Source organism: Nostoc sp. (genome assembly GCF_036916655.1).
Lineage (GTDB): Bacteria > Cyanobacteriota > Cyanobacteriia > Cyanobacteriales > Nostocaceae > Nostoc.
Genome location: NZ_JBALFY010000064.1, coordinates 65,140 through 89,259 on the forward strand (window position 1 = coordinate 65,140; position 24,120 = coordinate 89,259).

Here is a 24,120-nt window from a genome sequence, read left to right on the forward strand (position 1 = left end):
CCATCGGGAAGACGCAAAAACCCTCCGTGTACCTCTGCGCTTCCCTCCGCGTGCCTTTGCGTTTCAAACTCCCTCTCAAAAACCAACATGGACAGCTATATCAATTCCCACGAATTGCCCCACCCAGCCGCAGAACATACCCACGACGAAGAAGGCAACAAAATGTTTGGCTTCATCGTCTTCCTCCTCTCAGAAAGCGTCATTTTCTTGAGTTTTTTCGCTGGATATGCCATCTACAAAACAACAACCCCTAACTGGCTACCAGCAGGTGTTTCTGGACTAGAAGTAAAAGAACCAGCAATCAACACAGTAATTCTTGTTGCGAGTAGCTTTGTAATTTACTTAGCAGAACGCGCCCTTCAACGCCACGACTTAGTAAAATTTCGCCTGTTTCTCATAGCAACAATGGCGATGGGAACTTACTTTTTAGTTGGACAGGCGATTGAATGGAACGGCCTCGCCTTTGGTTTCACTTCAGGAGTATTTGGTGGAACATTCTATCTGCTTACAGGTTTCCACGGTTTGCACGTGTTCACTGGTATCCTGTTGCAGTTGATAATTTTGGTACGTTCTTTCCTACCCGGCAATTACGATACAGGTCACTTTGGTGTCAATGCAACTTCATTATTCTGGCACTTCGTCGATGTTATCTGGATTATTTTGTTTATCCTGATCTATGTTTGGCAGTAAGGATTGATGGAAGAAAAACCCAGATAATTTATCTGGGTTGGTGTATGGGGCATTATTAATTACTTTTATGCCCCATACACCATTCACTGCAATAACTATACTTAGGTATTGGCTCAACCTTTCAAATTCACTTTTTCCTCAAACTTTGATCCATCTTGATGAGATAAAAACCTATCACTATTGTGATAATTTCTTCGCCATTGTTCTAGCTTGTCTATAGATATTGATTTAGATATGACATTCACACCATTTCCTCGCCAAGCAACTTCTGCATCTGTTGTGAAAACCCCACACTCTAATTGATCTAGCCTCATATTCCAATATTCGCTAAATCGGCCTTTTAAAGTAATAACTTGCTCAAATACCTTGTTTCTATGTTTATTTCTTCTTTTCCTTTCTGTTGCTCCAGTTGCTTCTGTATCAATAAATTTAGTTTCTATTAAAAACAGACTACCCTTAAAAGTTAGGAAGACAAAATCACACTTCCCTAAATCTGTATAATCTGAAATTGGAGACTTTTCAAACAACAGCAATTCAGCGCACGAGGGAAACAATTCTTTAATATTCAGAAATAAATAAGCTTGCAATAGAAGTTCCTTATCGTAAGGAAATAATATCACTCCTTCAAAAAATTTTTGAATGTCCTCGTGAGTTTGGGGTTGAATTCTTTTACAGTATGAAACAAATTTATGTAGCTCATTTACAGTCATCAAGTTCTAACTCCTTCCCCCGGTCGCAGCCTTAAGGGTATTAGCATAAAAAGATACCACTCCCTCAAGGAAATTATCATCCGCATAAGTAACTAAAAAAACGATTCAAATCCTAGCTACTTAAGGCAATTTACTGTTGACAGTTCAATAAAACTAATTCTTAAGATACTTTTCAGTATTGGTTGATTTTTTGCTGCTAGTGTTTAGCTACTAGTCAGGGATTTTATATGAGCAGGAAAACTAGCATTTTGCAAAGCTTGAACGGTAATTCTAGAATCTTGTACACAAAATTGCCAACCCAAGCGAACAAGCTTACGAGAAGTTTCAGTTTGAATAATTCCAATTACTGGCATTTTTGCCTTTTCTTTATCTACTGAATGCTCTTGCAAAATTGTTTTCAAGCGATGTAAATCTTCCATATTACCTGCTTGTTGTGGATTTAATTCCACCATCACCATTTGTACTGTTTCCACTGGCTCTGCATCTTCAAGAATAAATTGAGTTTGTTCATCACGCCGATCTACTTTTCCCCAAATAATCAATCTAGTATCGACTTGGAGTAGAGAACTAATACGTTCATAAGTTTTCGGAAAAACTACGGCTTCTGATTGTGTAGTTAGGTCTTCTATTTGCAATATTGCCATCTGATCGCCTTTTTTCGTCACCACTTTTTTGACGTTATTTAACATCACAACTGCACAAAGCCTTGTATCTTCTCTTTGTTCTCCCAACTGCGAAAGATTAATTGGAGTCAAAAGTGGTGCTATTTGCCGTAAGGATTTCAGTGGATGATCTGATACATAAAAACCTAGTAATTCTTTCTCCATCTGCAACTTTTTCTGTGGGGGCAAATCTGTCACAGGTTTAGATTTGGGAGCAGTTTCAAAGGCATTATTTGCTCTCTTGTTCTGAGCTGAAGAAAATCCATCACCTAATAAATCAAACAGATTCCCTTGACCACTGGCTCTGTCTTTGGCGCGAGATTGTGCCCAATCATACACTAATTCTGAGTCATTAATTAACTGTTGGCGGTTGGATTCGATTTTGTCAAAGGCTCCACAGTAAATCAGCGACTCCAGGGTGCGGCGGTTAACAGCGCGCAAATCGACGCGATCGCAAAAATCAGCGAGTGTTTTAAACTCTCCTGTCTCATTTCTCGCTTCCAAAATACAAGCGATCGCATTTTGTCCCACGTTACGCACTGCCGAAAATCCAAACAAAATCTTGCCTGCCGTCGGTGTAAAATCAACACCAGAACGATTAATATCTGGCGGGTCTATAGAAATCCCCATATTTGTACAATTCGTAATATATCGCTGCACCTTATCGGTATCACCACTGTTAGCCGTTAACAGTGCCGCCATATATTCCAATGGGTAATTAGCTTTTAAATATGCTGTTTGATAAGTTACATAACCATAGGCAGTCGAATGAGATTTATTGAAACAATTAGAAGCTATTAAGCCATTTTTGATCGCAAAATTATGGTCGCGCTCAACTCCAATGTCATAGACATTTTGTTTACCTAAATATTTGCGTGTGGCTATTTTTATCATCCTACCCTACCCTGAAAAATTTTTGCGAAATTAATTAATTGATAAAAATATTGACTTTGTAGTATCTATAGCGGTTATAATACAAAATTATATCACTAGAAAACACTGCTATACTCTTACACGAAAGTAGTTAGTATATATCAAAATATATCAAAACTTTGATCGGCTCTTCATAGATGGTTAATAGCCATACATTTGCTGTTTTTTAAAACCTATTAAACACATTTCAATACATATTAATCCGCTGATTTAAGATGTGTGGGAACTGAGGACTGGGGAAGAAGCAAGGGAGCAGGGAGCAAGGGAGAAAAGTTTTCCCCTCAGCAAGAGTAGCACCCCGCCCCTCTGCCTCTTTTCAATGCCTAATCCCCTTCAAGAGTGCTGAGTGGGGAATCTCATTTCTTTACTCGGTACTCGGAACTGTTTTGCCCAATGCCCCATGACCAATGTCCCATACCCAATTTCGACCAATATGTACTAGAATCAATGACTTGAGTCATAAAGAGAGCAATCATGGCATCCATCCGCGAGTTGCACCAACAACTGATTGAAAAAGAACGTTCTGCCGTCGAAATTACCCAAGAAGCTTTAGATCGCATTCAAGCCTTAGAGCCAAAATTACATAGCTTTTTATGTGTTACCGCAGAACAAGCATTAGAGCAGGCAAGTGCTGTGGATGCCAAAATTGCTGCGGGAGAGGAAATTGGACTGCTAGCAGGGATTCCTATAGGTATCAAAGACAATATGTGTACCAAGGGAGTTCCCACTACCTGCGCCTCGCGGATTTTGGAAAATTTCGTGCCGCCTTATGAATCAACCGCTACGCAAAAACTGGCAGATATTGGGGCGGTAATGGTTGGCAAAACCAACTTAGATGAGTTTGCAATGGGTAGTTCCACAGAAAACTCTGCCTACCAAGTCACAGCTAATCCTTGGGATTTGTCACGAATTCCAGGCGGTTCTTCAGGAGGTTCTGCGGCGGCGGTATCATCCCAAGAATGCGTAGTTGCTCTTGGTTCTGATACTGGCGGTTCGATTCGCCAACCGGCATCTTTCTGCGGTGTGGTAGGGATGAAACCAACTTATGGTCTGGTTTCTCGTTACGGCTTGGTGGCTTACGCTTCGTCTTTAGATCAAATTGGGCCATTTGCCAACACGGTAGAAGATGCGGCAATATTATTGAGTGCGATCGCAGGTTACGATCCTAAAGACTCTACCAGCCTGAAAGTTGCCATTCCCAACTACGCTGCTAACTTAAAACCAGACTTCAAACCCAGAGGTCAGCTAAGAATTGGTGTTATTAAAGAAACTTTTGGTGAAGGTTTAGACCCTGTAGTAGAACAAGCTGTTACCAAAGCAGTAGACCAACTACAAAGTTTGGGAGCAGAGATTCACATAATTTCCTGCCCCCGCTTTCGCTACGGCTTACCCACTTACTACATCATCGCCCCGTCAGAAGCATCAGCAAACCTGGCTCGTTACGATGGCGTTAAATATGGGTATCGCGCTCCTGATGCAGATAATCTGCTATCGATGTACACTCGTACCCGTGCCGCTGGTTTTGGTACAGAAGTCAAACGCCGGATTATGATTGGCACTTATGCCCTCTCCGCTGGCTATTATGACGCTTACTACCTGAAGGCGCAAAAAGTCCGCACCTTGATTAAGCAAGACTTTGAAAAGGCTTTTCAAACGGTTGATGTGTTGGTTTGTCCCACATCTCCCACTACAGCATTCAAAGCAGGGGAAAAAACTACTGACCCCTTGAGTATGTACTTAACTGACTTGATGACTATTCCTGTAAATCTTGCTGGTTTACCCAGTTTAAGTTTGCCATGTGGTTTTGACGATCAAGGTCTACCGATAGGATTACAGTTAATTGGCAATGTGCTACGAGAAGACCAGCTTTTTCAGGTAGCTTATGCTTATGAACAATCCACTACTTGGCATCTGCGTAAACCACAAATAGTTGTTGGTCATTAGTCATTGGTCATTGGTCATTGGCATTGGTCATTGGTTATTAATTCTTCTCCCCAGTCCCCAATTCCCAGTCCCCAATTCCCAGTCAGTCTATTTTTTTATTAGTCTGATTACTGACTATTGACTGTTGATCTTTGTTTTCTGGAGTCGGGGATTCAGCTGTAAGCTGTGGATTAAGTATATGAAGAAGACCAGCTGATGCACCGACCAGTAATAAAATATAGGTCAGAACAAGAGGTATGTATGTATTTCCTTTGTTGTCCGAATTCTTATGAGCATTTTTAGAATCTTCACGGACAACATTGGTTATCAGGCTGTATGATAAAGCATTTCCATCCAGCCCTAAAGCATCTCCATAACGACGGATGAATCCTTGAAGAAAAATCGGCTCAGGTAATTCTTCAAATCGTTCTTCTTCTAAAGCTTGCAAAATACCTGCTCGAATCATTGTTTGAGAGGCGATTTCTTCTATGCGGATGGATTTTTCTTGTCTTGCTTGTCGCAGATGTGTGGTTATTTCCTTTAGTTGCTCTAATTGAGCTTCGTTTAAGAGCGTCACAATCTTTTCCTCTATGGCCTAATTCTACTATTCATTGAGAACACTCCAATTTGCATACGTAAATTTACTGGATATTTGATTTTAGGATAAATTTTTTTGAGAATGGCTTAATCCCGCATTTTAAAATGCTAGTGCGCCTTATAGTAAGTATTTTTATTGTTATAATACATACCTTAAAAGTAAAATAAATCAGGTATGAAAATTAACAAGCTGCAATTTATAATACAAGTATTTTCCCAGAGGCTACTCTGGGCTGGGATAATTGCAGCGATCGCTTACTGTGTTATCTGTCTAGTTCTTTTTATTGGGCAGCCTCAGTTTATTTTCTTTCCCTCTGCTGTTATTGAAAAAACACCAGAGTTTTTTAATCTTCCTTACAAAGAGGTTTGGTTGGCTGTACCTGGTAAAACAGGCAAGTTAGAACGCATCCACGGTTGGTGGATAAAAGCCAAGCAACCCAATGCCAAGGTGTTGCTATACTTACACGGAAATGGTATCAATATTGGCGCAAATATAACTCATGCTAACAGGTTTCATCAGCTAGGGTTTTCGGTATTACTGATTGATTATCGGGGTTATGGTCGCAGTGAAGGCAGCTTTCCTAATGAAAAGCGGGTTTATGAAGATGCAGCGACAGCTTGGAATTACTTGGTACAGCAACAAGAGATTCTACCCAGCCAAATTTTTATTTATGGACATTCTCTAGGGGGTGCAATAGCCCTCGATTTGGCAGTCAAACACCCACAAGCCGCTGGTTTAATCGTGGAAAGCTCTTTTACATCCATCCGCGATTTAATCACTTACCGAAATATGTTTTGGATGTTTCCGGTGGATTTAATCTTGACACAGCGGTTTGAATCCATTAAAAAATTGCCAAATTTAAAAATGCCAGTTTTATTCATTCATGGCGCTGCTGATTCGACTGTACCCTCTTTTATGAGCGAAAAACTTTATGCTGCTGCACCCGAACCAAAACAACTATTGTTGGTTCCAGGAGCAGATCACAACAATACCGCAGTAGTTGCTGGTTCACAATATTTGCAGTTGATAGAGTCTTTTGTCCAACAAGTGCAGACTCCTCGCTATTTGAACAGCTTCGACTAGCTTGGCTATTCCTTACGGTGTTGGCAGGGTTATTTGTACCATTTTGGATTTTAGATTTTGGATTGGGAATTGCCTTGGTGTGTCTGGCTTGGCGTGAATTTATCTGTTGCAATCATTTTTTAAATTGGTATTACTTCACAAATCTTCATCAAAATTCTATTCCGATATATCGCGATATATTCCGATATATCGTATATTAGAGAAAGTTGATTTGAGATTTATTTATGTTTAGACACTTTCGGTCACGTTTTGGCGCACCTGCATGGGCAGGAGTTAGCGAAGAGGATTCATTGCTTGTCAGGTCTTGGTTTGGCCATGAGAAGCATCATGGCAGACATCATGAGAAACACTTTGGCCATGAAATGTTTGGTCGTGGTTGGGGAGATGAACACCGGACTCGTCGGGGTGACATCAAGTTCATTCTGCTGGAATTGTTATCAGAGCATCCTAGTCATGGTTACGATCTGATTAAAGAGATGGAAACTCGCTATGGTGGTTTTCGTCGCCTCAGTCCTGGCTCAGTGTATCCAACACTCCAATTACTGGAGGAAGGTGGTTATCTCAAGAGCGCACAGGAAGGCGGTAAGCGGATTTACACGATTACGGATGAGGGTAGACAATTATTAGCAGAACGTACCCAGCAAGAACCTTCAGACTCTCCTTGGGATACCTTCAAAGGTTTTGTTACAGGTAAGCCCCAAGAGTTTATTGAGTTGCGGAATGCCGCCACAGAATTAGCTGCTGCTGTGGTGCAGGTTGCTCGTAGTGGCAATATAGAGCGGATAAATCGGGTGCGTGAGCTTTTAGAGCAAGTTAAACGGGAAATTTACGCGATTCTGGCTGAGAAATAAGTTAGAGAGACGCGATAAATTAAAGACGCGATAAATCGCCGTCTCTACAAGGAATTTCTCATTACTTATTGACAGGCTCGTAGTCAGGATTTTAGTCCTATTTTCTCAGTACTAAACTGCTTACTACAAACCCTCAAATCTTTGTTTGCGCTGTTAATAGCATTAGCGTTCGCTGTCTAGCATCTTCATTTGATGTTCATCATAACGAGTGCCTGCGATCGCTGATGCGGGAATTGCTGCTTCGATGCGGGTTAAGTCTTCTGGGGATAGGTTCACATCCAGAGCCGCCAACGATTCGGCAAGTTGGGTGCGCTTGCGTGCGCCGATGACTGGCACAATATTTTTGCCTTTTGCAAGTACCCAGGCAATAGCCAACTGTGAAGGGAGAATTCCTTTCTCGGCGGCAATGTGCTTCAGTTCTTCGATTAGGCGTTGGTTCTGGGCAAGGTTTTCTTTGCTAAAGCGTGGCAAGTCGGCACGGAAGTCTCCTTGGGTGGCTGGAGTGGAACCACTCAGCAATCCTCGCGAAAGCACGCCATAGGCAGTTACGCCAATACCAAGTTCTTCCAGTACAGGGAAAATCTCGCTCTCAGGATTACGGTCAATTAGAGAGTATTCGATTTGCAAGTCAGTGATGGGGTGGATGGCGTGGGCACGGCGAATAGTGTTCGCTCCCACCTCCGATAACCCAATGTATCGAATATAACCAGCTTTAACTAGCTCGGCGATCGCACCGATGGTGTCTTCAATAGGAACTTGTGGGTCTAATCGAGCCGGGCGGTAGATATCAATGTGGTCTACTCCCAATCGGTTAAGACTATAAGCTACAAAGTTTTTCACCGAAGCGGGACGGGTATCTATACCAATCCATCCGCCATCGGGAGTGCGTAAAGCGCCGAATTTCACAGAAACCAGTGCTTGATCTCGACGATCCTTGATTGCTCGACCAATTAACATTTCATTGTATCCACTGGCATAGAAATCGCCAGTATCCAACAATGTAATCCCGTCGTCGAGAGCTGCTTGGATAGTTGCAATGCTTTCGTTCTCGTCTGCTGCACCATATATACCAGACATACCCATACATCCAAGAGCTATGGGGAAAACACTTAGTCCTGTAGAACCAAGTTGGCGAGATTGAATTTGATTTTGTGTAGTCATATTTAAATTTTCAGTTGTTTTGCTTCTAGTAAGTAAGTCAGCATAATAAAACCAAACTGTGTGAAGAAAAAAAAGTAAACAAGCCTCAAACCCTTTCTCCCCCTGCACCCTGCCCCCTGCTCCCCTGCACCCTGCCCCCTGCTCCCCTGCCGTCAAAGCGACGGAATATTTTTTTAATTGGAAGTCCCTTAATATGGGCTGGCAGTGGGGCGGACAATTATCTCGTTCACATCAACGTCATCCGGTTGATCGATTGCAAAGGCGATCGCTCTGGCGATCGCTTCAGCCGGAAGCGCAATCTTACGGAATTCCTCCATCCCTTTGTCGGCTTCGACATCAGTAATACTATCTGCCAGTTCGGACTCTGTTACGCCTGGGGATATAACCGTAACGCGAATGTCGGTATTTTCCTGACGCAGCCCCTCCGAAATTGCCAGCACGGCGAACTTAGTAGCCGAGTAAACGGCGCAGGTTGGCCACACAGCATGTCCGCCGATGGAGGACAGATTGATGAACTGACCGAATCCTTGGCGCTTCATCAAAGGAAGTCCGGCGGCGATGCCATTGAGTACGCCACGGATATTCACATCAATCATCCAGTCCCATTCATCGACCTTCAGCGCTTCTAATTTTGAGAGCGGCATAACACCAGCATTATTGATGATGACATCAACGCGGCCGAATTTGCTCTGAGCAAATTCTACAAAAGCTTGAAAGCCAGCACGATCGCTGACATCAAGCGTCTGATACTCCGCCGAGCCTCCCTCAGAACGGATCGCAGCCACAAGCATTTCTAGGCGCTCCGTGCGCCGTGCGCCTAGTATGACATGGATGCCCTTACGAGCGAGTAGACGTGCTGTAGCCTCACCGATGCCGCTGCTTGCACCTGTAATCAGTACAACTTTCTGTTGTTTGGCGTTGTTTTCGTTGGCAGTCATAAAACGGTATTTCCAAGTTGTTGTTATTAATCTAAGAGAGTCATAGCCTACTGCGGTAATCTGAACCTGCGGAATTCTTGCCTAATCCTGCATTTTTATTCATTGTTTATGATGATAAAGATAGGCTGACCTCAACGGCTGAATATATTGGGGCTGCGCTAAGTGCTAGTTTTATAAAGGATTTCAAACGATATTATGGAACAGACTCTTAGAAAGCAGCAGTCGGAACTAGCCACTCTGATTGCACAGAACAGTAGCACAGATGGTATGCAAGCCACGGCGATCGAGCGATTGTTCTTGTTGCGCTCCTCACAACCAAGCGCGCCCCTTCATGCTCTGCATGAGCCTTCCTTGTGCATCGTTGCTCAGGGCAAAAAGCAGGTGATGTTGGCAGACAATCTTTATGTTTATGGTCAAGACCAATATCTAGTAGTGTCCATCGATTTGCCTGTCATCGGCCAAGTGATTGAAGCAACGCCAACCGTTCCGTATCTGTGCCTTCGGCTCGATTTAGATCCAGGAGAACTCAGCACACTAATGATGGAGGCAAAACTAGACGCTCCCGCTAACCAACCATTAAAACCGGGCTTGTCTATTAATCCTGTTAGCCCGCAACTGTTGGATGCAGCTATACGACTTGTACGGTTGTTGGAAACGCCCCAAGATATTGCCATCCTCGCACCTTTGGTTGTCCGAGAAATTCTCTACCGTTTGTTATCAGGCGAACACAGTGCTAGATTGCGACAGATTGCTTTAGTTGATAAACAACTCCAAGCGATCGCCAGAGCAATCAACTGGCTCAAATGGAACTATGAAAAGCCATTTCAGATTGATACGATCGCTCGTGAAGCGCGTATGAGTACTTCGTCTCTTCATCATCACTTCAAATCTGTCACCACGATGAGTCCTTTGCAATATCAAAAACAACTTAGGCTGCAACAAGCCCGTAACTTGATGCTAGGACAGGGCATGGATGCGGCCACAGCTAGTTATTCCGTAGGTTATGAAAGCCCCTCACAATTTAGCCGTGAATACAGCCGATTGTTCGGCGCACCACCATTACGTGATATAGCTCGGCTAAAAAGTGGAGTTTAAGGGCATGGAGAGAAATTAATTAAAAATTAAAAATTAAAAAACTCATGCCCCCTACTTCCCCTGCCTCCCCTGCTTATCCGAGCAGTATTGCCCTACCTCCTCTTTCCCAATACCCCTAAAAATTAGAAGCGATCGCACTTGAATCTGTCTCAATGAGTGAGTTCAGGAATGTCCACAACTGTAAATCAGTAAAATCTGGAATTGCCATAAATGCGCCGAATGACTGCAAAACTTGCGGATCGTGAGTGGAAGCGATGCCAATGGTACGGATATCTGCGCTCACTGCCGAACGAATACCAGAGGGAGAGTCTTCTAAAGCGATCGCTTCTCCTGCTTGAATACCCAACTTATTCAAAGCAACTTGGTAGGGTGCAGGATCGGGTTTACCTGCAATACAATCATCCGCCAAAACAATTGTATGAAACACTTCTTTGATTCCCAAAACCTCTAGCATAAATTCTGCATTTAATCTAGGGGCATTAGTTACTAATGCTCGTTTTAACTGATGTGTATTTGTCCATTCTAGTAATTCCAAAAATCCACTCAACGGTTTAAGATACGAGGCAAGTTTGCGGAAAAGTGCCTCTTTTTCATCTGCAAATTTTTGCCCTTCTGCTGCTGATAATTGTGGCAGAATATCCTTAACAATTTCTGGATTTAGCCCACCACTAATTCTAGATTTATAAAATGTTTCGTCAATTTCTATGCTGTAATTTAACAGCATTTCCTGCCAAGCTCGGTAGTGTATGGGGTCAGTGTTGACAATAGTGCCGTCTAGGTCAAAGAGAATTGCAGCCAGCATGATTTTTTGGTAAAATGTAAATAATTGTTAACTTAATTTAAATATTTTACATGGTTTTTTGTCTTTTTTCCTTATAGGAAAAAGTCGCGAATTAATCTGCTAAATCCGAAAATCTATACTGAATAGGGCATATAAGGACAGACAGGTAGAGCATCTCAACAAAGTGCCGTATAATTGATCACCTTATGTGTAAGCAAATGCTAGATGCGACAAACTTTTTTCGTGTTGATGATTTACTAGTGCAGATTTACAACACTGAAGTCGAAATGGCCAAAGATGTTGCCGAAATCGCCCAAAAGTATTTACAGCAAGTTCTTAAGCAACAAGATACGGCTGCTGTATTGTTAGCAACAGGTAATTCCCAACTCAAATTTCTCGATGCGTTGATTGCATTGGGTGGTGTGGATTGGTCACGGATTATTATGTTCCATCTAGATGAATATTTGGGAATTACTGCTGATCATTCTGCCAGTTTTCGGCGTTATATGCGAGAACGTGTAGAAAAGCGGGTTGCTCCTAAGGAATTTCACTATCTAGAAGGTGATACATTGCAACCAGTGGCAGAGTGCGATCGCTATACTAAACTACTGCAAGCACAGCCAATTGACTTATGCTGTCTTGGTATTGGCGAAAATGGACATTTGGCTTTTAACGATCCAACAGTAGCAAATTTTCAAGATCCCTACAGTGTGAAACTGGTGAAACTGGATAAAGTGAACCGTCAGCAACAAGTAAGCACAGGTCACTTTCCGAATCTAGAAACTGTTCCACAATATGCTTTTACTGTCACCATCCCGATGATTTGTTCAGCTAAAAAAATTATCTGTCTTGCTCCAGAAAAACGTAAAGCAAATGTGGTAAAAGAGATGTTACAAGGAGCTATAAGTACAGATTGTCCGGCTTCTATTCTCCGTCAACAATCCCAAGCAACGTTATTTTTAGATGTTAATTCTGCTAGTTTGCTTTCTTAAAATTTAAATGCGTAAAGCCTTTGACATGGCTTCTCTTCTCCTTTGGAGACGCTAACGCTTAGAGCGACTTTAGGAGCGTCACCCGGAGCATAGGTGTCAACTTAAGCTGGAAATAGCTTATCTGTCGGCTGACATGCCCGCCCGGAAATAAATTTTCGGGCTAATAGCTAAAGTCTACTGAAGTAGACTGGAGATTTTTGGCGATATTTAGTCATCTGAAGATGACTTTAGCTATGAGACGGGAATTTCAATTCCCGGCGGACAAACGGTTTCACGTTAAGTTGACACCAATGCACCCGGAGGGCTTCCCGCAGGGTATTGGTATTACCCCTACCGCATGTACTTTTGCGTAAGTCCTGTCTATATCATTACGCTAGCAAAAGTGACTTGAGACTGTAGATGTCACGAGAAGTAAATCTGCTCAAAAATATTAAGTCTCGTGAAACCGAGTAAGCAGAAAATGGGAAAACTTAATAGACACCATCTACTTATTCCCAAATATGCTTTACTGTTCTAATTCCAGTTGTTCAAATCCTTTTAACCCTGATGACAATAAGTTTTGTATTAAGTGTGGACAAACACTCACACCATTACTCAGAAACCGTTTCCGAGTAATACGACTTTTGGGTGAGGGTGGATTTAGCAGAACTTATGAAGCTAGGGATACAGATAAAATAGACGAACCTTGCGTAATTAAGCAATTTTTCCCTCAAGTTCAAGGAACAGATCCACTTGAGAAAGCAACGGAGTTATTTAAGCAAGAAGCGAAGCGTCTGTATGACTTAGGAGAACACCCGCAAATTCCCCGGCTGATTGCTTATTTTGAACAGGATAAGCGGCTTTATTTGGTACAAGAGTTAATTCAAGGGCAGAATTTATTACAAGAATTGCAGCAGCAGGGAGCCTTTAGCGAAGAAAAGATAAAACAGCTTTTAACTGATTTATTACCTATCCTGAAGTTTATCCATGAACGCGGTGTAATTCATCGAGATATCAAGCCAGAAAATATCATGCGCCGCCTAGATGGCAAGTTGATATTAATTGATTTTGGTGTTTCTAAACAAATTACAAAAACTTTTGTAGGTGTTGGCACAACAGTAGGAACGCCTGGATATACACCATTAGAGCAAATGCGTGGTCAAGTTTTCCCTGCAAGTGACCTTTATAGTTTGGGTGTAACTTGTATTCGGCTATTAACCCAAGTTTTACCAAATGCAGATGGTTCTGATGAACTTTATGATGCGCTCAGAGGTTGCTGGATATGGAGAGAATATTTGCCACTAGGTATAAATATTACTACTGACTTGGGGAAAGTTTTAGATAAGTTAATTCAGGATTATGTTAAAGACCGCTATCAATCTGTCAATGACGTATTTACAGATAATTGCAATGAATCGCAACTTATATCATCTCTAGAACCAGAAACTTCGTCTCTTTCAATGATTGGTACTTGGTGCGGTAAGTCTAAAACTAGAACACATATATTTATTACTCTCTGTATCACTAGCAAAAATGGTAACTCATTTGATGGAAATTTGAATGTTAGAGATGTAAATTTAGGCTGGACTTATCGCATTAAAATCAATGGAGAAATTGATTCTAAAACGAGTGAGGTAATCATTCAAGAAAATGAAGTTTACTCAGAGCATTTCTTGTGGAAATGGCAAAAGGGATTAAGTAAGGGAAAAATTTCCCTTGATGGTAACGCAATTTTTGGCAAACGAAGCACTTCAGTACAATACGATAATTTTTACCTCCTACGAATAGATTGCACTCAAATGTTAATTACTTTGTTGGAAGCAGGTAACTGGAAAGATGCTGATCGAGTAACTGGTACACTGATATTGGAAATCTCTTGTCGAGAAAAAGATGGCTGGCTTGACTCAGAAAGTATTAACAGATTTCCTTGCCAAGATATCAGGAAAATTAATGAAATTTGGCTAAAGTATAGCAAGGGACGTTTTGGCTTTAGTGTTCAAAGAAAAATTTGGTTAATATTAGACCGTGATTGGATTAAAGTAGGCGATCGCTTAGGTTGGCGTATCAATAATCGCTGGAAAGAATATTCTGAGCTTACTTTTAGTATTGATGCACCAGAAGGAGCATTTCCTACTTTTTGGGGTGGAGAGGGAAGAAAGTTGATATTTGGTTATTCAGGCGCTTGGGAAAATTTTTTTGCTCTTATCAGGAGTTGTAAATTGTAAAATTTAGTAGTTTAGGAAAGATCCGCTATGACTGAAATTGTATTTATCGTTGAAGATGATCCAGATTGTGGTTATACAGCTAGAGCTTTAACCGTTCGCGCATATAATTTATAACGCCTCCCATTCATCTCTGCTTATATTAGCTTGACGTAATATTCTATTTAGTAAGCTTGGGCTTATGTCTCCCTGATGCGGATTGGGAATTGTCAGCTTTAATTCACCTTTCACCATATATTGATGCTTACCACCTGGGTAAGGCCCATCAAAACCTGCATCTTTCAAATAACGAATCAGATCGCGCCGATTAATCGATCCAAAGGGTGGCATTAGGCAGCCTCTTTGGTGAAATTCAGGTCAATACTATCAAGTATCGGTAGAGTATGACCTAAACGCAGTCCTAAAATAATCCATCCTTCAAAAGTATCTTGCAAATCCTCCCGACAAGCTTCTAGTGTTGCAGCGTTTGCCCAAACTCCTTGACACTCTGGAATTTCGCCATAGAAAGTCCCATCCTCAAGCAACTCATAAGTTGCTTTGTGCATTGCTGTACGAATGTAATTTGTCAACATTTATATTTTTTACAACTTCATTCAGCTTTTTAATCAATTTGGTTATAACTGAAATTTTACTTGCGTAGGCGTAGATATCGCAAATCCACCAAACTCTAATTATTATGTATATTTTTTAATTTCTGAAAATGCGATCGCGCCACTTTACCAAACGCGATCGCTAAATTTTCCATCCCCTAAGCTATAAAATGCAACTGATCGATCGCTGCATTAATTAGATTATGGGTAACGGGAAGGCTATCAACTACCATCCCCAGACACAACAGCATCATGTAAGAGATGGAATAGAGAAACAACTCTCTAGCGACAGTGCGATCCTCTGGATTTTGCAACAGCCGCCAAGATTTGTGGATAAATAATCCTCCCAGACTGACGGCGATCGCAGCATAAAGAATTCCACTTGCGCCCAAGGGATAAACTAATAAGACGGTTGCGACTACAGTAAGCAGGGTATAATACCAAATTTGCTTCACGGTTGCCGTATCACCTTCAATTACAGGTAGCATTGGTATCCCCACCTTTGCGTAATCATCCCGAATCATCAGAGCTAGCGCCCAGAAATGGGGCGGTGTCCACAAAAAGACGATGGCAAAAATTAACCACGCTGACCAGCTTAATGTGCCCGTGACAGCAGCCCAACCCACTAAAGCCGGAATTGCCCCAGCCGCCCCACCAACAACGATATTTTGGGTGGTGTGGCGTTTTAGCCAGTGGGTATAGACCAAAATATAAAAGACGATGCCAGAGAAGGCTAATAGGGCGGCTAACAGGTTGGCAAATACTGCTAGAAGTGTAAAGGAAATTGTGGCCAGTGCGATCGCAAAAATTAGAGCATCGCGTGGCTGCACCTTACCCGAAGGTATCGGACGATGCCGCGTCCGCTCCATATCATAATCAATATCCCGGTCATAGACACAGTTAATCGTCTGGGCGCTTGCAGCAGCCAAAGTGCCACCAGTGAGAGTTACTAGCAACAGCAATGGGTCTACTTCTCCCTTAGCAGCAATCCACATACTCCCAGCCGTGGTAATCAAAAGCAACGGAATAATCCGAGGCTTGGTTAGCTGGTAGTAGCTTTGAACTACCTGTAAAAATGTTTCGTGGTGGCGAGAGACATTAGTCTCAATCATTTTGGCTCTGGTTCCTTATTTTTCAACAACTTACAGCAGAATTCAGAATTCAGGAGTCAGAATTCAGAAGTAAAACAGGCTTTATACCTGGCTTTGAGACGCAAGCTTGTGTACTTCACTTTCCTTGAAATCCGCTGTATATGCAGCCCCCGCTCAAGCTGGCTCTTTCAGACAAATGAAAACTGAGTGCTGAGTTAAGAGTAGAGACGCGATTAATCGCGTCTGTACAAGAGTTATGAATTAGGAGTTCTTTTCCTGCGCCCTCATCTCCTCCACTCCCTACTCAGCACGGGCTAAACGCCCCGCTTCCGCTAACAGCACTCGTGACTCAGCACTAACCGAGTCGCGTAGTGATAAAACTGTGAAAGCCACCAAAGTACCTAGCAAAGTAGCTCCTATAGCTTGGTGAGAGACGGTGAGAGGCTCGACTTGGAGGTGTAATTTGAAGGTGGCGAATCCCAACAAGATTTGTAAGGTTAGCAACGCACCAGCCATATTTGCCAGTCGCCGTAAGGCTGGATGTAGTGCTGGTGTCCGCCAACAGATAAATACCATTGCCAAGGTTGCCACTGTTGGCGGCACTAAACCAGCAATATGGCTGTACATCACAGTACAAAGTTGAGAACCGCCAAGGCATTGGTGTAGCGCCCAGCGAGAGCCTACCAAAGCACCTAGAATACTTTGCAGGTAAACCAGAACAGCGGCAGTTAAACCAACCCAAGGCAACTTACCAACGGTTCCATTTCCCTGATAGGGCATGAGTGCTGTGCCGATAATCAGGAGGGTGGTAAAAAACAACAGCGCCGTTCCTAAATGGGCGGTAACGATATCAAACCGCAATAATTCGGTAACGGTGAGTCCCCCTAAAATACCTTGGAAGACGATTAGAAATAGGGCGAATGTGGATGCCCAAGGTAGCCAAGAGGGTAAGAAGCGACGACGCCACCAGGACAAACCAAAAAGTGCGATCGCGCTTACACCAATTAAAGCCGCATCCAATCTGTGAAACCACTCCAAAAACACTTGGAGATTCATTTGCTTGGCTGGCACGAGTTCGCCATAGCATAAGGGCCAGTCTGGGCAAGCAAGTCCAGCATTCATAACGCGGGTGGCACTGCCTATGGCCATCAAAATTAAGGTGGCTATGCACATTTTCCACACCAAGCGCCGAATCATTTCTTTGGGCTTTTGCTGCTCAACTACCGCTTCATTTTGTTGTTGTAGGACAAATTCGCTCATGAACGATACCTTCTGCCCGCTCTTGGTGGATCTCTTAAAATTTTCAATTTTCTTTTAGTGTTCCATCTTCACCCTAGCGTATAGGCTAAAGGTTTATAGATTAGCACTCACTTATACTTTGAATCACTCCAGCAATGTTTTGCCCGAAGCTTTAGGTATTTTTCAAGATGTCAGAAATTGATTGATGACAATTAATTTAAGCATTCTAAATTTTTTCACTGGTTTGCATCTATTTTTGGCGTTGTATGATAGTAAACTCATACTCAAAATTACTAAAATGGCCAAAAAAATTAATAAAAATTTCAGACCTTTGTCCCCCATGTCTGACAGCCTAGACTACCTTAGTAAGTGAGCAGGTTTAAGATAACGTAGTAAATTCAATTAAGTAAGCCGTGAAGATTCCAAGTTCAATCTGGACATTACTCATTGGCATCGTGCTAACACTCGCCAGCTTTTGGTACGGACAAAATCACGGACTGTTGCCAGCAGCAGCCACGGATGAAGCCGTATTAGTGGATGGTCTGTTCAACGCGATGATGATCGTTTCTACAGGTATATTCCTGCTCGTAGAAGGTATTTTAATTTACTCTGCATTTAGATACCGTCGGCGTGCAGGTGACAATGAAGACGGCCCACCAGTTGAGGGCAATGTACCTTTAGAAATTCTCTGGACGGCGATCCCAGCAATTATCGTTATCGGTATTTCTGTTTACAGCTTTGATGTGTACAACGAAATCGGTGGCTTTGATCCCCATGCTATCCATCAAGCGCCGATGAATCAAGACTCGATGGCAATGCCTGGAAGTGCTATGGCCGCAACTTTAAGCGATACTCCTCCCAGCACTGAACCGAACCTCAATCAAGAAAAATCTGATGAGGCAATGCAAGATCCAGCTACGGCAGAAGTCCGCAATGCTGACCAAATTCCCCAACTGCGGAATGCTCCAGGTGTAGGTATTGTTGCCCCGACGATTGGGGGAACTCCTGATAAAGCAGGTAAACCAGCACAATTACAAGTCAACGTCACTGGTTTACAATATGCCTGGATTTTCACCTATCCTGAAACTGGTATAACTACAGGTGAAATGCACGTCCCCATTGGGCGAGAAGTGGAAATCAGTATGACCGCCAACGATGTCATCCACGCCTTTTGGGTTCCAGAATTCCGCCTAAAACAAGATGCGATCCCCGGTAGGCAAAGCGAGATTCGCTTCACCCCCCAAAAAGCAGGAGATTATGTCCTAATCTGTGCCGAACTTTGTGGCCCCTACCACGGTGCGATGAGAGCGCCAGTAGTTGTTGAACCACAAGAAGCCTTTGATAAATGGGTGCAAGAACAGCTAGTTGCCAGCAAAGAAACACTAAATCAAGCGATCGCTGTTAATCCTGCCGATCTATCCCCAAATGAATTTCTCGCGCCTTACACCAAGGACATGGGAATTAAACCAGAAATCCTCCATCAAGTTCACCATTAATCAATATGTTATTTAGTCAAAATCTAATGACTAATGACTAATGACTAATGACCAATGACTAAGGACTATGACACAAGCTCAGTTGCAAGAGGCTGCCAATATCCCCGCCATTCTTGAGGAACCAGGGGTAAGAAAATGGCAAGACTTCTTTGGCTTTCAAACCGACCATAAGGTGATTGGGATTCAATACCTAGTCACTTCGTTTATTTTCTACTGCATTGGCGGCGTGATGGCTGACTTGGTTCGTACAGAACTACGAACTCCAGAGGTAGATTTTGTCACCCCGGAAGTCTACAATAGTCTGTTCACGCTGCACGCCACGATCATGATTTTCCTTTGGATCGTGCCAGCCGGGGCAGGGTTTGCTAACTATCTAATTCCCCTAATGATTGGGGCAAAAGATATGGCATTTCCTCGGCTGAATGCTGTTGCCTTTTGGATGATTCCCCCTGCGGGTGTGTTGCTAATCGCTAGTTTAGTGGTAGGCGATGCACCAGATGCCGGTTGGACTTCTTACCCTCCCCTGAGTTTGGTGACAGGACAAGTGGGCGAAGGCATTTGGATTATGAGTGTCCTGCTGCTAGGTACGTCCTCAATTTTGGGGTCGATAAATTTCCTGGTGACATTGATCAAGATGCGTATCCCCAGCATGGACATTCACAAAATGCCCTTGTTCTGCTGGGCGATGTTCGCCACTTCATCACTGGTTTTGGTATCAACTCCAGTCTTAGCAGCAGGTTTGATTCTGCTTTCCTTTGATTTAATCGCGGGTACAACATTTTTTAACCCAACTGGTGGGGGCGACCCGGTAGTATACCAACACATGTTCTGGTTTTACTCCCACCCAGCCGTTTACATCATGATTTTGCCCTTCTTTGGCGCAATTTCAGAAATTATCCCCATCCATTCTCGCAAGCCGATTTTTGGCTATAAAGCGATCGCTTATTCGTCTCTAGCCATTAGCTTTTTGGGGCTAATTGTTTGGGCGCACCACATGTTTACTAGCGGTATCCCCGGTTGGTTGCGGATGTTTTTTATGATCACCACCATGATCATTGCCGTACCCACAGGGATTAAAATATTTAGCTGGTTAGCAACCATGTGGGGTGGGAAAATCCAGCTGAACAGTGCCATGCTATTTGCCATCGGCTTTGTCGGCACTTTTGTAATTGGTGGGATTAGTGGCGTGATGTTGGCAGCAGTGCCCTTTGATATTCACGTTCACGATACTTATTTTGTGGTTGCCCACTTACACTACGTCCTATTTGGTGGTAGCGTTCTAGGGATTTTTGCAGCCATTTACCATTGGTTCCCGAAAATGACGGGACGGATGGTAAACGAATTTTGGGGTAAGGTTCACTTTGCCTTGACTATTGTCGGTCTAAACATGACCTTTTTACCCATGCACAAACTGGGTTTAATGGGCATGAATCGCCGTATCGCCCAATATGACCCCAAATTCACCACACTGAACGAAATTTGCACCTATGGTTCTTACATACTGGCAATTTCGACATTCCCCTTCATCATTAATGCGATTTGGAGTTGGTTGTACGGCGAAAAAGCTGGCAATAATCCTTGGAGGGCACTTACCTTAGAGTGGATGACAACCTCACCACCTGCGATCGAGAATTTCGATGAAACTCCAGTACTGGCTACAGGCCCCTACGACTACGGTTTGGAAAATGCTAGTGAAGGTGTACCTTTATACGATCCCAATCCATTATTATCTGGTGGCCCCAACTCAGTATTAAGAGCAGAACCCGATCCAGCGGTTGCTGCTAATCCCGAAGACCGGAAATAAATAGGGGACTGGGGACTGGTGACTAGGGAATAAATTCAAACAAAATACTATTTATTTTCCAACACCCAGTTCCCAATCCCCATTACCCCTTATCCCCAGAGGGGGCCCCACCATCCCCAATCCCAATCCCTATTCCCCAATCCCCATTCCCCACTTATAAAAATTCATGCAAAGTCAAACTATTGACCCAGCTAAAACGGAACTGAATCATCACCACGCGGCGGAGGCGTCCGTCGGTCATCACGAAGAACATCCAGACCATCGCCTGTTTGGGCTGTTTGTCTTTCTGATTGCTGAAGGGATGATTTTTATGGGACTGTTCGGAGCCTACTTAGCTTTCCGTGCCACCTTATCTGTATGGCCGCCAGCAGGTACCCCAGAATTAGAGCTATTGCTACCTGGAGTCAACACCATCAATCTAATTTCTAGTAGTTTTGTCATGCACAATGCCGACACTGCGATTAAAAAGAATGATACGCGGGGGGCACAAATCTGGTTAGCAATTACCGCTGCAATGGGCGCTACTTTCTTGGTGGGTCAAGTATATGAATATACCCATTTAGAATTTGGTTTGACTACCAATTTATTTGCTAGTGCATTTTACGTTTTGACTGGTTTCCACGGATTACACGTTACTATCGGCGTTTTGGCAATTGTTGCGGTGTTGTGGCGATCGCGCGTTCCGGGTCACTACAGTAATGAAAAGCACTTCGGCATTGAAGCAGCCGAAATCTACTGGCACTTCGTTGACGTAATTTGGATTATTTTGTTCGGATTACTGTATCTACTGTGAGTATTAATTAATTAGTTGTTCAATCCACGCTGACAACATAATAAGCCCCCTAGTGGGGGCTTTTTTATTTCATATAAAAATTTTTATCCTTTACCATACTCAGTGCTGAGAGGAAGAAGGAATATCAATAGGGTTCAGGCTATAAATGTTGCAAAAATTGTAGGTTGGGGAGCCACTGCGTTCATTGGTGTCAACTTAAGCTGGAAATAGCTTATCTGTTGGCTTCCATGCCCGCCCGGAAATAAATTTTTTTGGCTTTTAGCTTAAGTCTACTGAAGTAGGGTGGAGAATTTTGGCGATATTTTAGTCATCTTCAGATTACTTTGGCTATTATACGGGAATTTCAATTCCCGGCGGACAAGCGGTTTCGCGTTAAGTTGACACCAATGCACTGCGTTGCGCGAGTTCCCCCCGTTGGAGGCTTTGCCAAAGCCAACATCCTGATAATATGTTGGGTTGCGCTCCGCTGCACCCAACCTACAAATATTCTTAGCCGAAACGTATTAGAAGGAATATCGATAAATAAATTTAACCTGAATTCGATTGCTCATATAATATCTACCCAATTTGCTCTATAAATTGCGTCTTCAAAGACCAATAATTGCTATTTTTTCGTTTTGTCGAACTCAGGTTGATATGACAAAGCGATCGCCTTTAGTAATGATGAAAATCTGGTAACAAAATTGTGGCGCACACTGTAAGGGTATTTGTGCTTTAAATTCAACTTTTTCGGGTTTTGTTCAGTAATCAGACTGAGCCGTTAAAAAATGAAGAAGAATTCAGAATTCAGGAGTCAGAATCAAGACTCGCTTGCCGCCGGCGCTATCCGCTTTTTAGGTCAAAATTCATTCTGTTAGCGGATAGCTAAGGTTTAGCCCATTCTGACTCCTGACTACTGAATTCTGTTCGATAAGCTTCATGACTCCTGAATATTCTCTTATATCCACAGTTCTAAACACCGTGGATTAGTGTTAGATTTACTTAAGTGATAAAATTACAGACTATTCCAAAAATAAATTTCATATTAAGATACCTATAAAGGTGTTGAATGAACCAATCAAGCGGCTAACCATCAAATAGATCCAAAGTATCGGTCGTCTAATCAGATGAATGCCTTAAATACTAGTAAATCTAGCCGCAGGTATTCATAACCTCACCCAAGCTCTGAATGGTCAGTAAATTAAAAATTAGTATACGCCACATGAGCCAGAACCCTTTAGTCAGAAAAACACTCCGAAGTCGCTTTGAGACTGTCAAACTGATGGGAAGCGGAGAATCTGGTAGTACTTACTTGTTAGGAGGTGCTATACGTAATAGATATAGATACTCTATTGCTAAAAAAACACTTCGGAATCGGTTTGAGATTGTCAAACACTTAGGAAGTGGAGGATCTGGTGATACCTACTTAGCTGTTGACTTGGATTTACCAGGACAACCCCATTGTGTCGTCAAACATTTCCACCCAAAAGATTCTAATCCTGCTGTTCTACCCATTGCTAAAAAGCTATTTGCTCGCGAAGCAGAAGTTTTATACCAACTAGGCAACAACCACGATCAAATTCCGAGACTGTTTGCCCATTTTGATGAAGATGGAGATTTTTATTTAGTCCAGGAATTTATTGATGGTCATGCATTGACTCAAGAAATTATACCAGGTCAGCGTCTTAACGAAAATGCAGTCTTAAGTTTATTAAAAGACATCCTGGAAGTGCTGGCCTTCGTCCACGAACATAATATTATTCACCGAGATATTAAGCCTCAAAACTTAATGCGGCGGCACTCCGATCAGAAGATAGTGCTAATTGACTTTGGGAGTATTAAGAAAATTGGTGCTTTGGGAACAGGCTTAACAATTGCTGTTGGAACTCCTGGCTATATGCCAAGCGAACAGGCTAAGGGAAAGCCAAAACTTTGCAGCGATATCTATGCAGTAGGGATGATTGCCATTCAAGCTTTAACAGGTTTGATACCTGAGCAATTACCAGAAGATCCCAATACAGGAGAAGTTATCTGGCGCGATAAAGCACAGGTAAGTGAGGCTGTAGCAAATATTTTAGATACAATGATTTGCGATCGCTACAACCAGCGTTATCAGTCTGCAACAGAAGCTTTGCAAGCGCTTAATTCTGTTTTGCCATCATCACAATCCTTCTTACAATCTGCTGGCATCAACCAAAACGGTGATGATAGCTATTTGCTAACTTATAGAAACTTTATTTTGCTGCTAGGTATAGGTCTTGGTGCTACTACTAGTTTAATAGTATTAATTTTAATCTATACATTTATTCATACTGGGACATCGCTTCCGAATCAACCTACTCAACTAAAGAAATTTCTAGAAAAATTTGTTGAGTTACCGTTAAATAATACGAATATTCTAGTAGACAAATCAGCAGCTAACAGAGGAGTTTGCCAAAACAATTGCACCATTGCAAAGATTACAAAAGAGCAAATTTAGCACGTGAGAAAGAGTTAATCATCTAGTAGCA

The 24,120-nt window shown here is 42.5% G+C and carries 21 protein-coding genes; 11 read left to right on the forward strand and 10 right to left on the reverse strand.

The window, feature by feature from the left end; genetic code table 11:
* The first annotated feature begins 87 nt into the window (after nucleotides 1-87).
* Nucleotides 88-690 (forward strand): cytochrome c oxidase subunit 3, encoded by a 603-nt coding sequence (locus V7L31_RS15720; protein WP_334697085.1) that lies wholly within the window; start codon nucleotides 88-90, stop codon nucleotides 688-690.
* Between the two features lie 113 nt (nucleotides 691-803).
* Here the strand turns inward: V7L31_RS15720 and V7L31_RS15725 are convergent, their stop codons facing one another.
* A complete protein-coding gene (locus V7L31_RS15725; RefSeq protein WP_334697086.1) occupies nucleotides 804-1,400 on the reverse strand; it encodes a hypothetical protein in 597 nt (198 codons plus the stop codon).
* Between the two features lie 203 nt (nucleotides 1,401-1,603).
* Nucleotides 1,604-2,956 (reverse strand): helix-hairpin-helix domain-containing protein, encoded by a 1,353-nt coding sequence (locus tag V7L31_RS15730; RefSeq protein WP_334697087.1) that lies wholly within the window; start codon nucleotides 2,954-2,956, stop codon nucleotides 1,604-1,606.
* A 513-nt stretch (nucleotides 2,957-3,469) separates the two neighbouring features.
* Here V7L31_RS15730 and gatA point away from each other — a divergent pair.
* Nucleotides 3,470-4,939: an Asp-tRNA(Asn)/Glu-tRNA(Gln) amidotransferase subunit GatA gene (gatA, locus tag V7L31_RS15735; protein ID WP_334697088.1), complete on the forward strand. Its 1,470-nt coding sequence runs from the start codon at nucleotides 3,470-3,472 to the stop codon at nucleotides 4,937-4,939.
* An 82-nt stretch (nucleotides 4,940-5,021) separates the two neighbouring features.
* Here gatA and V7L31_RS15740 read toward each other — a convergent pair whose 3' ends face one another.
* The gene (locus V7L31_RS15740; RefSeq protein ID WP_334697089.1) at nucleotides 5,022-5,495 is read right to left on the reverse strand and encodes a helix-turn-helix domain-containing protein; all 474 of its coding nucleotides are present in this window, start codon (nucleotides 5,493-5,495) and stop codon (nucleotides 5,022-5,024) included.
* 195 nt (nucleotides 5,496-5,690) lie between these two features.
* On the opposite strand from V7L31_RS15740, the gene V7L31_RS15745 reads away from it, so the two are divergent.
* On the forward strand, nucleotides 5,691-6,599 hold the full coding sequence (locus tag V7L31_RS15745; RefSeq protein ID WP_334697090.1) for an alpha/beta hydrolase: 909 nt from the start codon (nucleotides 5,691-5,693) through the stop codon (nucleotides 6,597-6,599).
* A gap of 224 nt (nucleotides 6,600-6,823) precedes the next feature.
* Nucleotides 6,824-7,450, forward strand: coding sequence for a PadR family transcriptional regulator (locus V7L31_RS15750; protein ID WP_334697091.1), 627 nt, complete (start codon nucleotides 6,824-6,826; stop codon nucleotides 7,448-7,450).
* Between the two features lie 162 nt (nucleotides 7,451-7,612).
* Here V7L31_RS15750 and V7L31_RS15755 read toward each other — a convergent pair whose 3' ends face one another.
* Nucleotides 7,613-8,611, reverse strand: a complete 999-nt coding sequence (locus V7L31_RS15755; RefSeq protein WP_334697092.1) for an aldo/keto reductase — start codon at nucleotides 8,609-8,611, stop codon at nucleotides 7,613-7,615.
* Between the two features lie 188 nt (nucleotides 8,612-8,799).
* Nucleotides 8,800-9,549, reverse strand: a complete 750-nt coding sequence (locus tag V7L31_RS15760) for an SDR family oxidoreductase (RefSeq protein WP_334697093.1) — start codon at nucleotides 9,547-9,549, stop codon at nucleotides 8,800-8,802.
* Nucleotides 9,550-9,744: 195 nt separating this feature from the next.
* On the opposite strand from V7L31_RS15760, the gene V7L31_RS15765 reads away from it, so the two are divergent.
* Complete coding sequence (locus V7L31_RS15765) at nucleotides 9,745-10,644, forward strand: AraC family transcriptional regulator (protein ID WP_334697094.1); 900 nt, start codon at nucleotides 9,745-9,747, stop codon at nucleotides 10,642-10,644.
* 115 nt (nucleotides 10,645-10,759) lie between these two features.
* Here the strand turns inward: V7L31_RS15765 and V7L31_RS15770 are convergent, their stop codons facing one another.
* Nucleotides 10,760-11,446, reverse strand: a complete 687-nt coding sequence (locus V7L31_RS15770; protein ID WP_334697095.1) for an HAD family hydrolase — start codon at nucleotides 11,444-11,446, stop codon at nucleotides 10,760-10,762.
* Nucleotides 11,447-11,643: 197 nt separating this feature from the next.
* Here V7L31_RS15770 and V7L31_RS15775 point away from each other — a divergent pair, with 197 nt between their 5' ends.
* Complete coding sequence (locus V7L31_RS15775; protein WP_334697306.1) at nucleotides 11,644-12,417, forward strand: glucosamine-6-phosphate deaminase; 774 nt, start codon at nucleotides 11,644-11,646, stop codon at nucleotides 12,415-12,417.
* Between the two features lie 500 nt (nucleotides 12,418-12,917).
* Nucleotides 12,918-14,621, forward strand: coding sequence for a serine/threonine-protein kinase (locus V7L31_RS15780; protein ID WP_334697096.1), 1,704 nt, complete (start codon nucleotides 12,918-12,920; stop codon nucleotides 14,619-14,621).
* 108 nt (nucleotides 14,622-14,729) lie between these two features.
* On the opposite strand, the gene V7L31_RS15785 is transcribed toward V7L31_RS15780, so the two are convergent.
* From V7L31_RS15785 to V7L31_RS15800, 4 genes are all read right to left on the reverse strand, one after another.
* Complete coding sequence (locus tag V7L31_RS15785) at nucleotides 14,730-14,948, reverse strand: type II toxin-antitoxin system HicA family toxin (RefSeq protein WP_193946409.1); 219 nt, start codon at nucleotides 14,946-14,948, stop codon at nucleotides 14,730-14,732.
* Complete coding sequence (locus V7L31_RS15790; RefSeq protein ID WP_334697097.1) at nucleotides 14,948-15,190, reverse strand: type II toxin-antitoxin system HicB family antitoxin; 243 nt, start codon at nucleotides 15,188-15,190, stop codon at nucleotides 14,948-14,950. The genes V7L31_RS15785 and V7L31_RS15790 overlap by 1 nt, the downstream gene beginning before the upstream one ends.
* Before the next feature lie 176 nt (nucleotides 15,191-15,366).
* The gene (locus V7L31_RS15795; protein WP_334697098.1) at nucleotides 15,367-16,320 is read right to left on the reverse strand and encodes a heme o synthase; all 954 of its coding nucleotides are present in this window, start codon (nucleotides 16,318-16,320) and stop codon (nucleotides 15,367-15,369) included.
* A gap of 279 nt (nucleotides 16,321-16,599) precedes the next feature.
* Nucleotides 16,600-17,559, reverse strand: a complete 960-nt coding sequence (locus V7L31_RS15800) for a COX15/CtaA family protein (RefSeq protein ID WP_334697099.1) — start codon at nucleotides 17,557-17,559, stop codon at nucleotides 16,600-16,602.
* Between the two features lie 392 nt (nucleotides 17,560-17,951).
* On the opposite strand from V7L31_RS15800, the gene V7L31_RS15805 reads away from it, so the two are divergent.
* The 4 genes from V7L31_RS15805 to V7L31_RS15820 all read left to right on the forward strand — a co-directional run bounded on the left by V7L31_RS15805 (nucleotide 17,952) and on the right by V7L31_RS15820 (nucleotide 24,089).
* Nucleotides 17,952-19,034, forward strand: a complete 1,083-nt coding sequence (locus tag V7L31_RS15805; RefSeq protein WP_334697100.1) for a cytochrome c oxidase subunit II — start codon at nucleotides 17,952-17,954, stop codon at nucleotides 19,032-19,034.
* A 67-nt stretch (nucleotides 19,035-19,101) separates the two neighbouring features.
* On the forward strand, nucleotides 19,102-20,838 hold the full coding sequence (gene ctaD / locus V7L31_RS15810) for a cytochrome c oxidase subunit I (protein WP_334697101.1): 1,737 nt from the start codon (nucleotides 19,102-19,104) through the stop codon (nucleotides 20,836-20,838).
* Nucleotides 20,839-21,004: 166 nt separating this feature from the next.
* Nucleotides 21,005-21,631, forward strand: coding sequence for a cytochrome c oxidase subunit 3 (locus V7L31_RS15815; protein ID WP_334697102.1), 627 nt, complete (start codon nucleotides 21,005-21,007; stop codon nucleotides 21,629-21,631).
* Between the two features lie 1,201 nt (nucleotides 21,632-22,832).
* A complete protein-coding gene (locus V7L31_RS15820) occupies nucleotides 22,833-24,089 on the forward strand; it encodes a serine/threonine-protein kinase (protein ID WP_334697103.1) in 1,257 nt (418 codons plus the stop codon).
* Nucleotides 24,090-24,120: the final 31 nt, after the last annotated feature.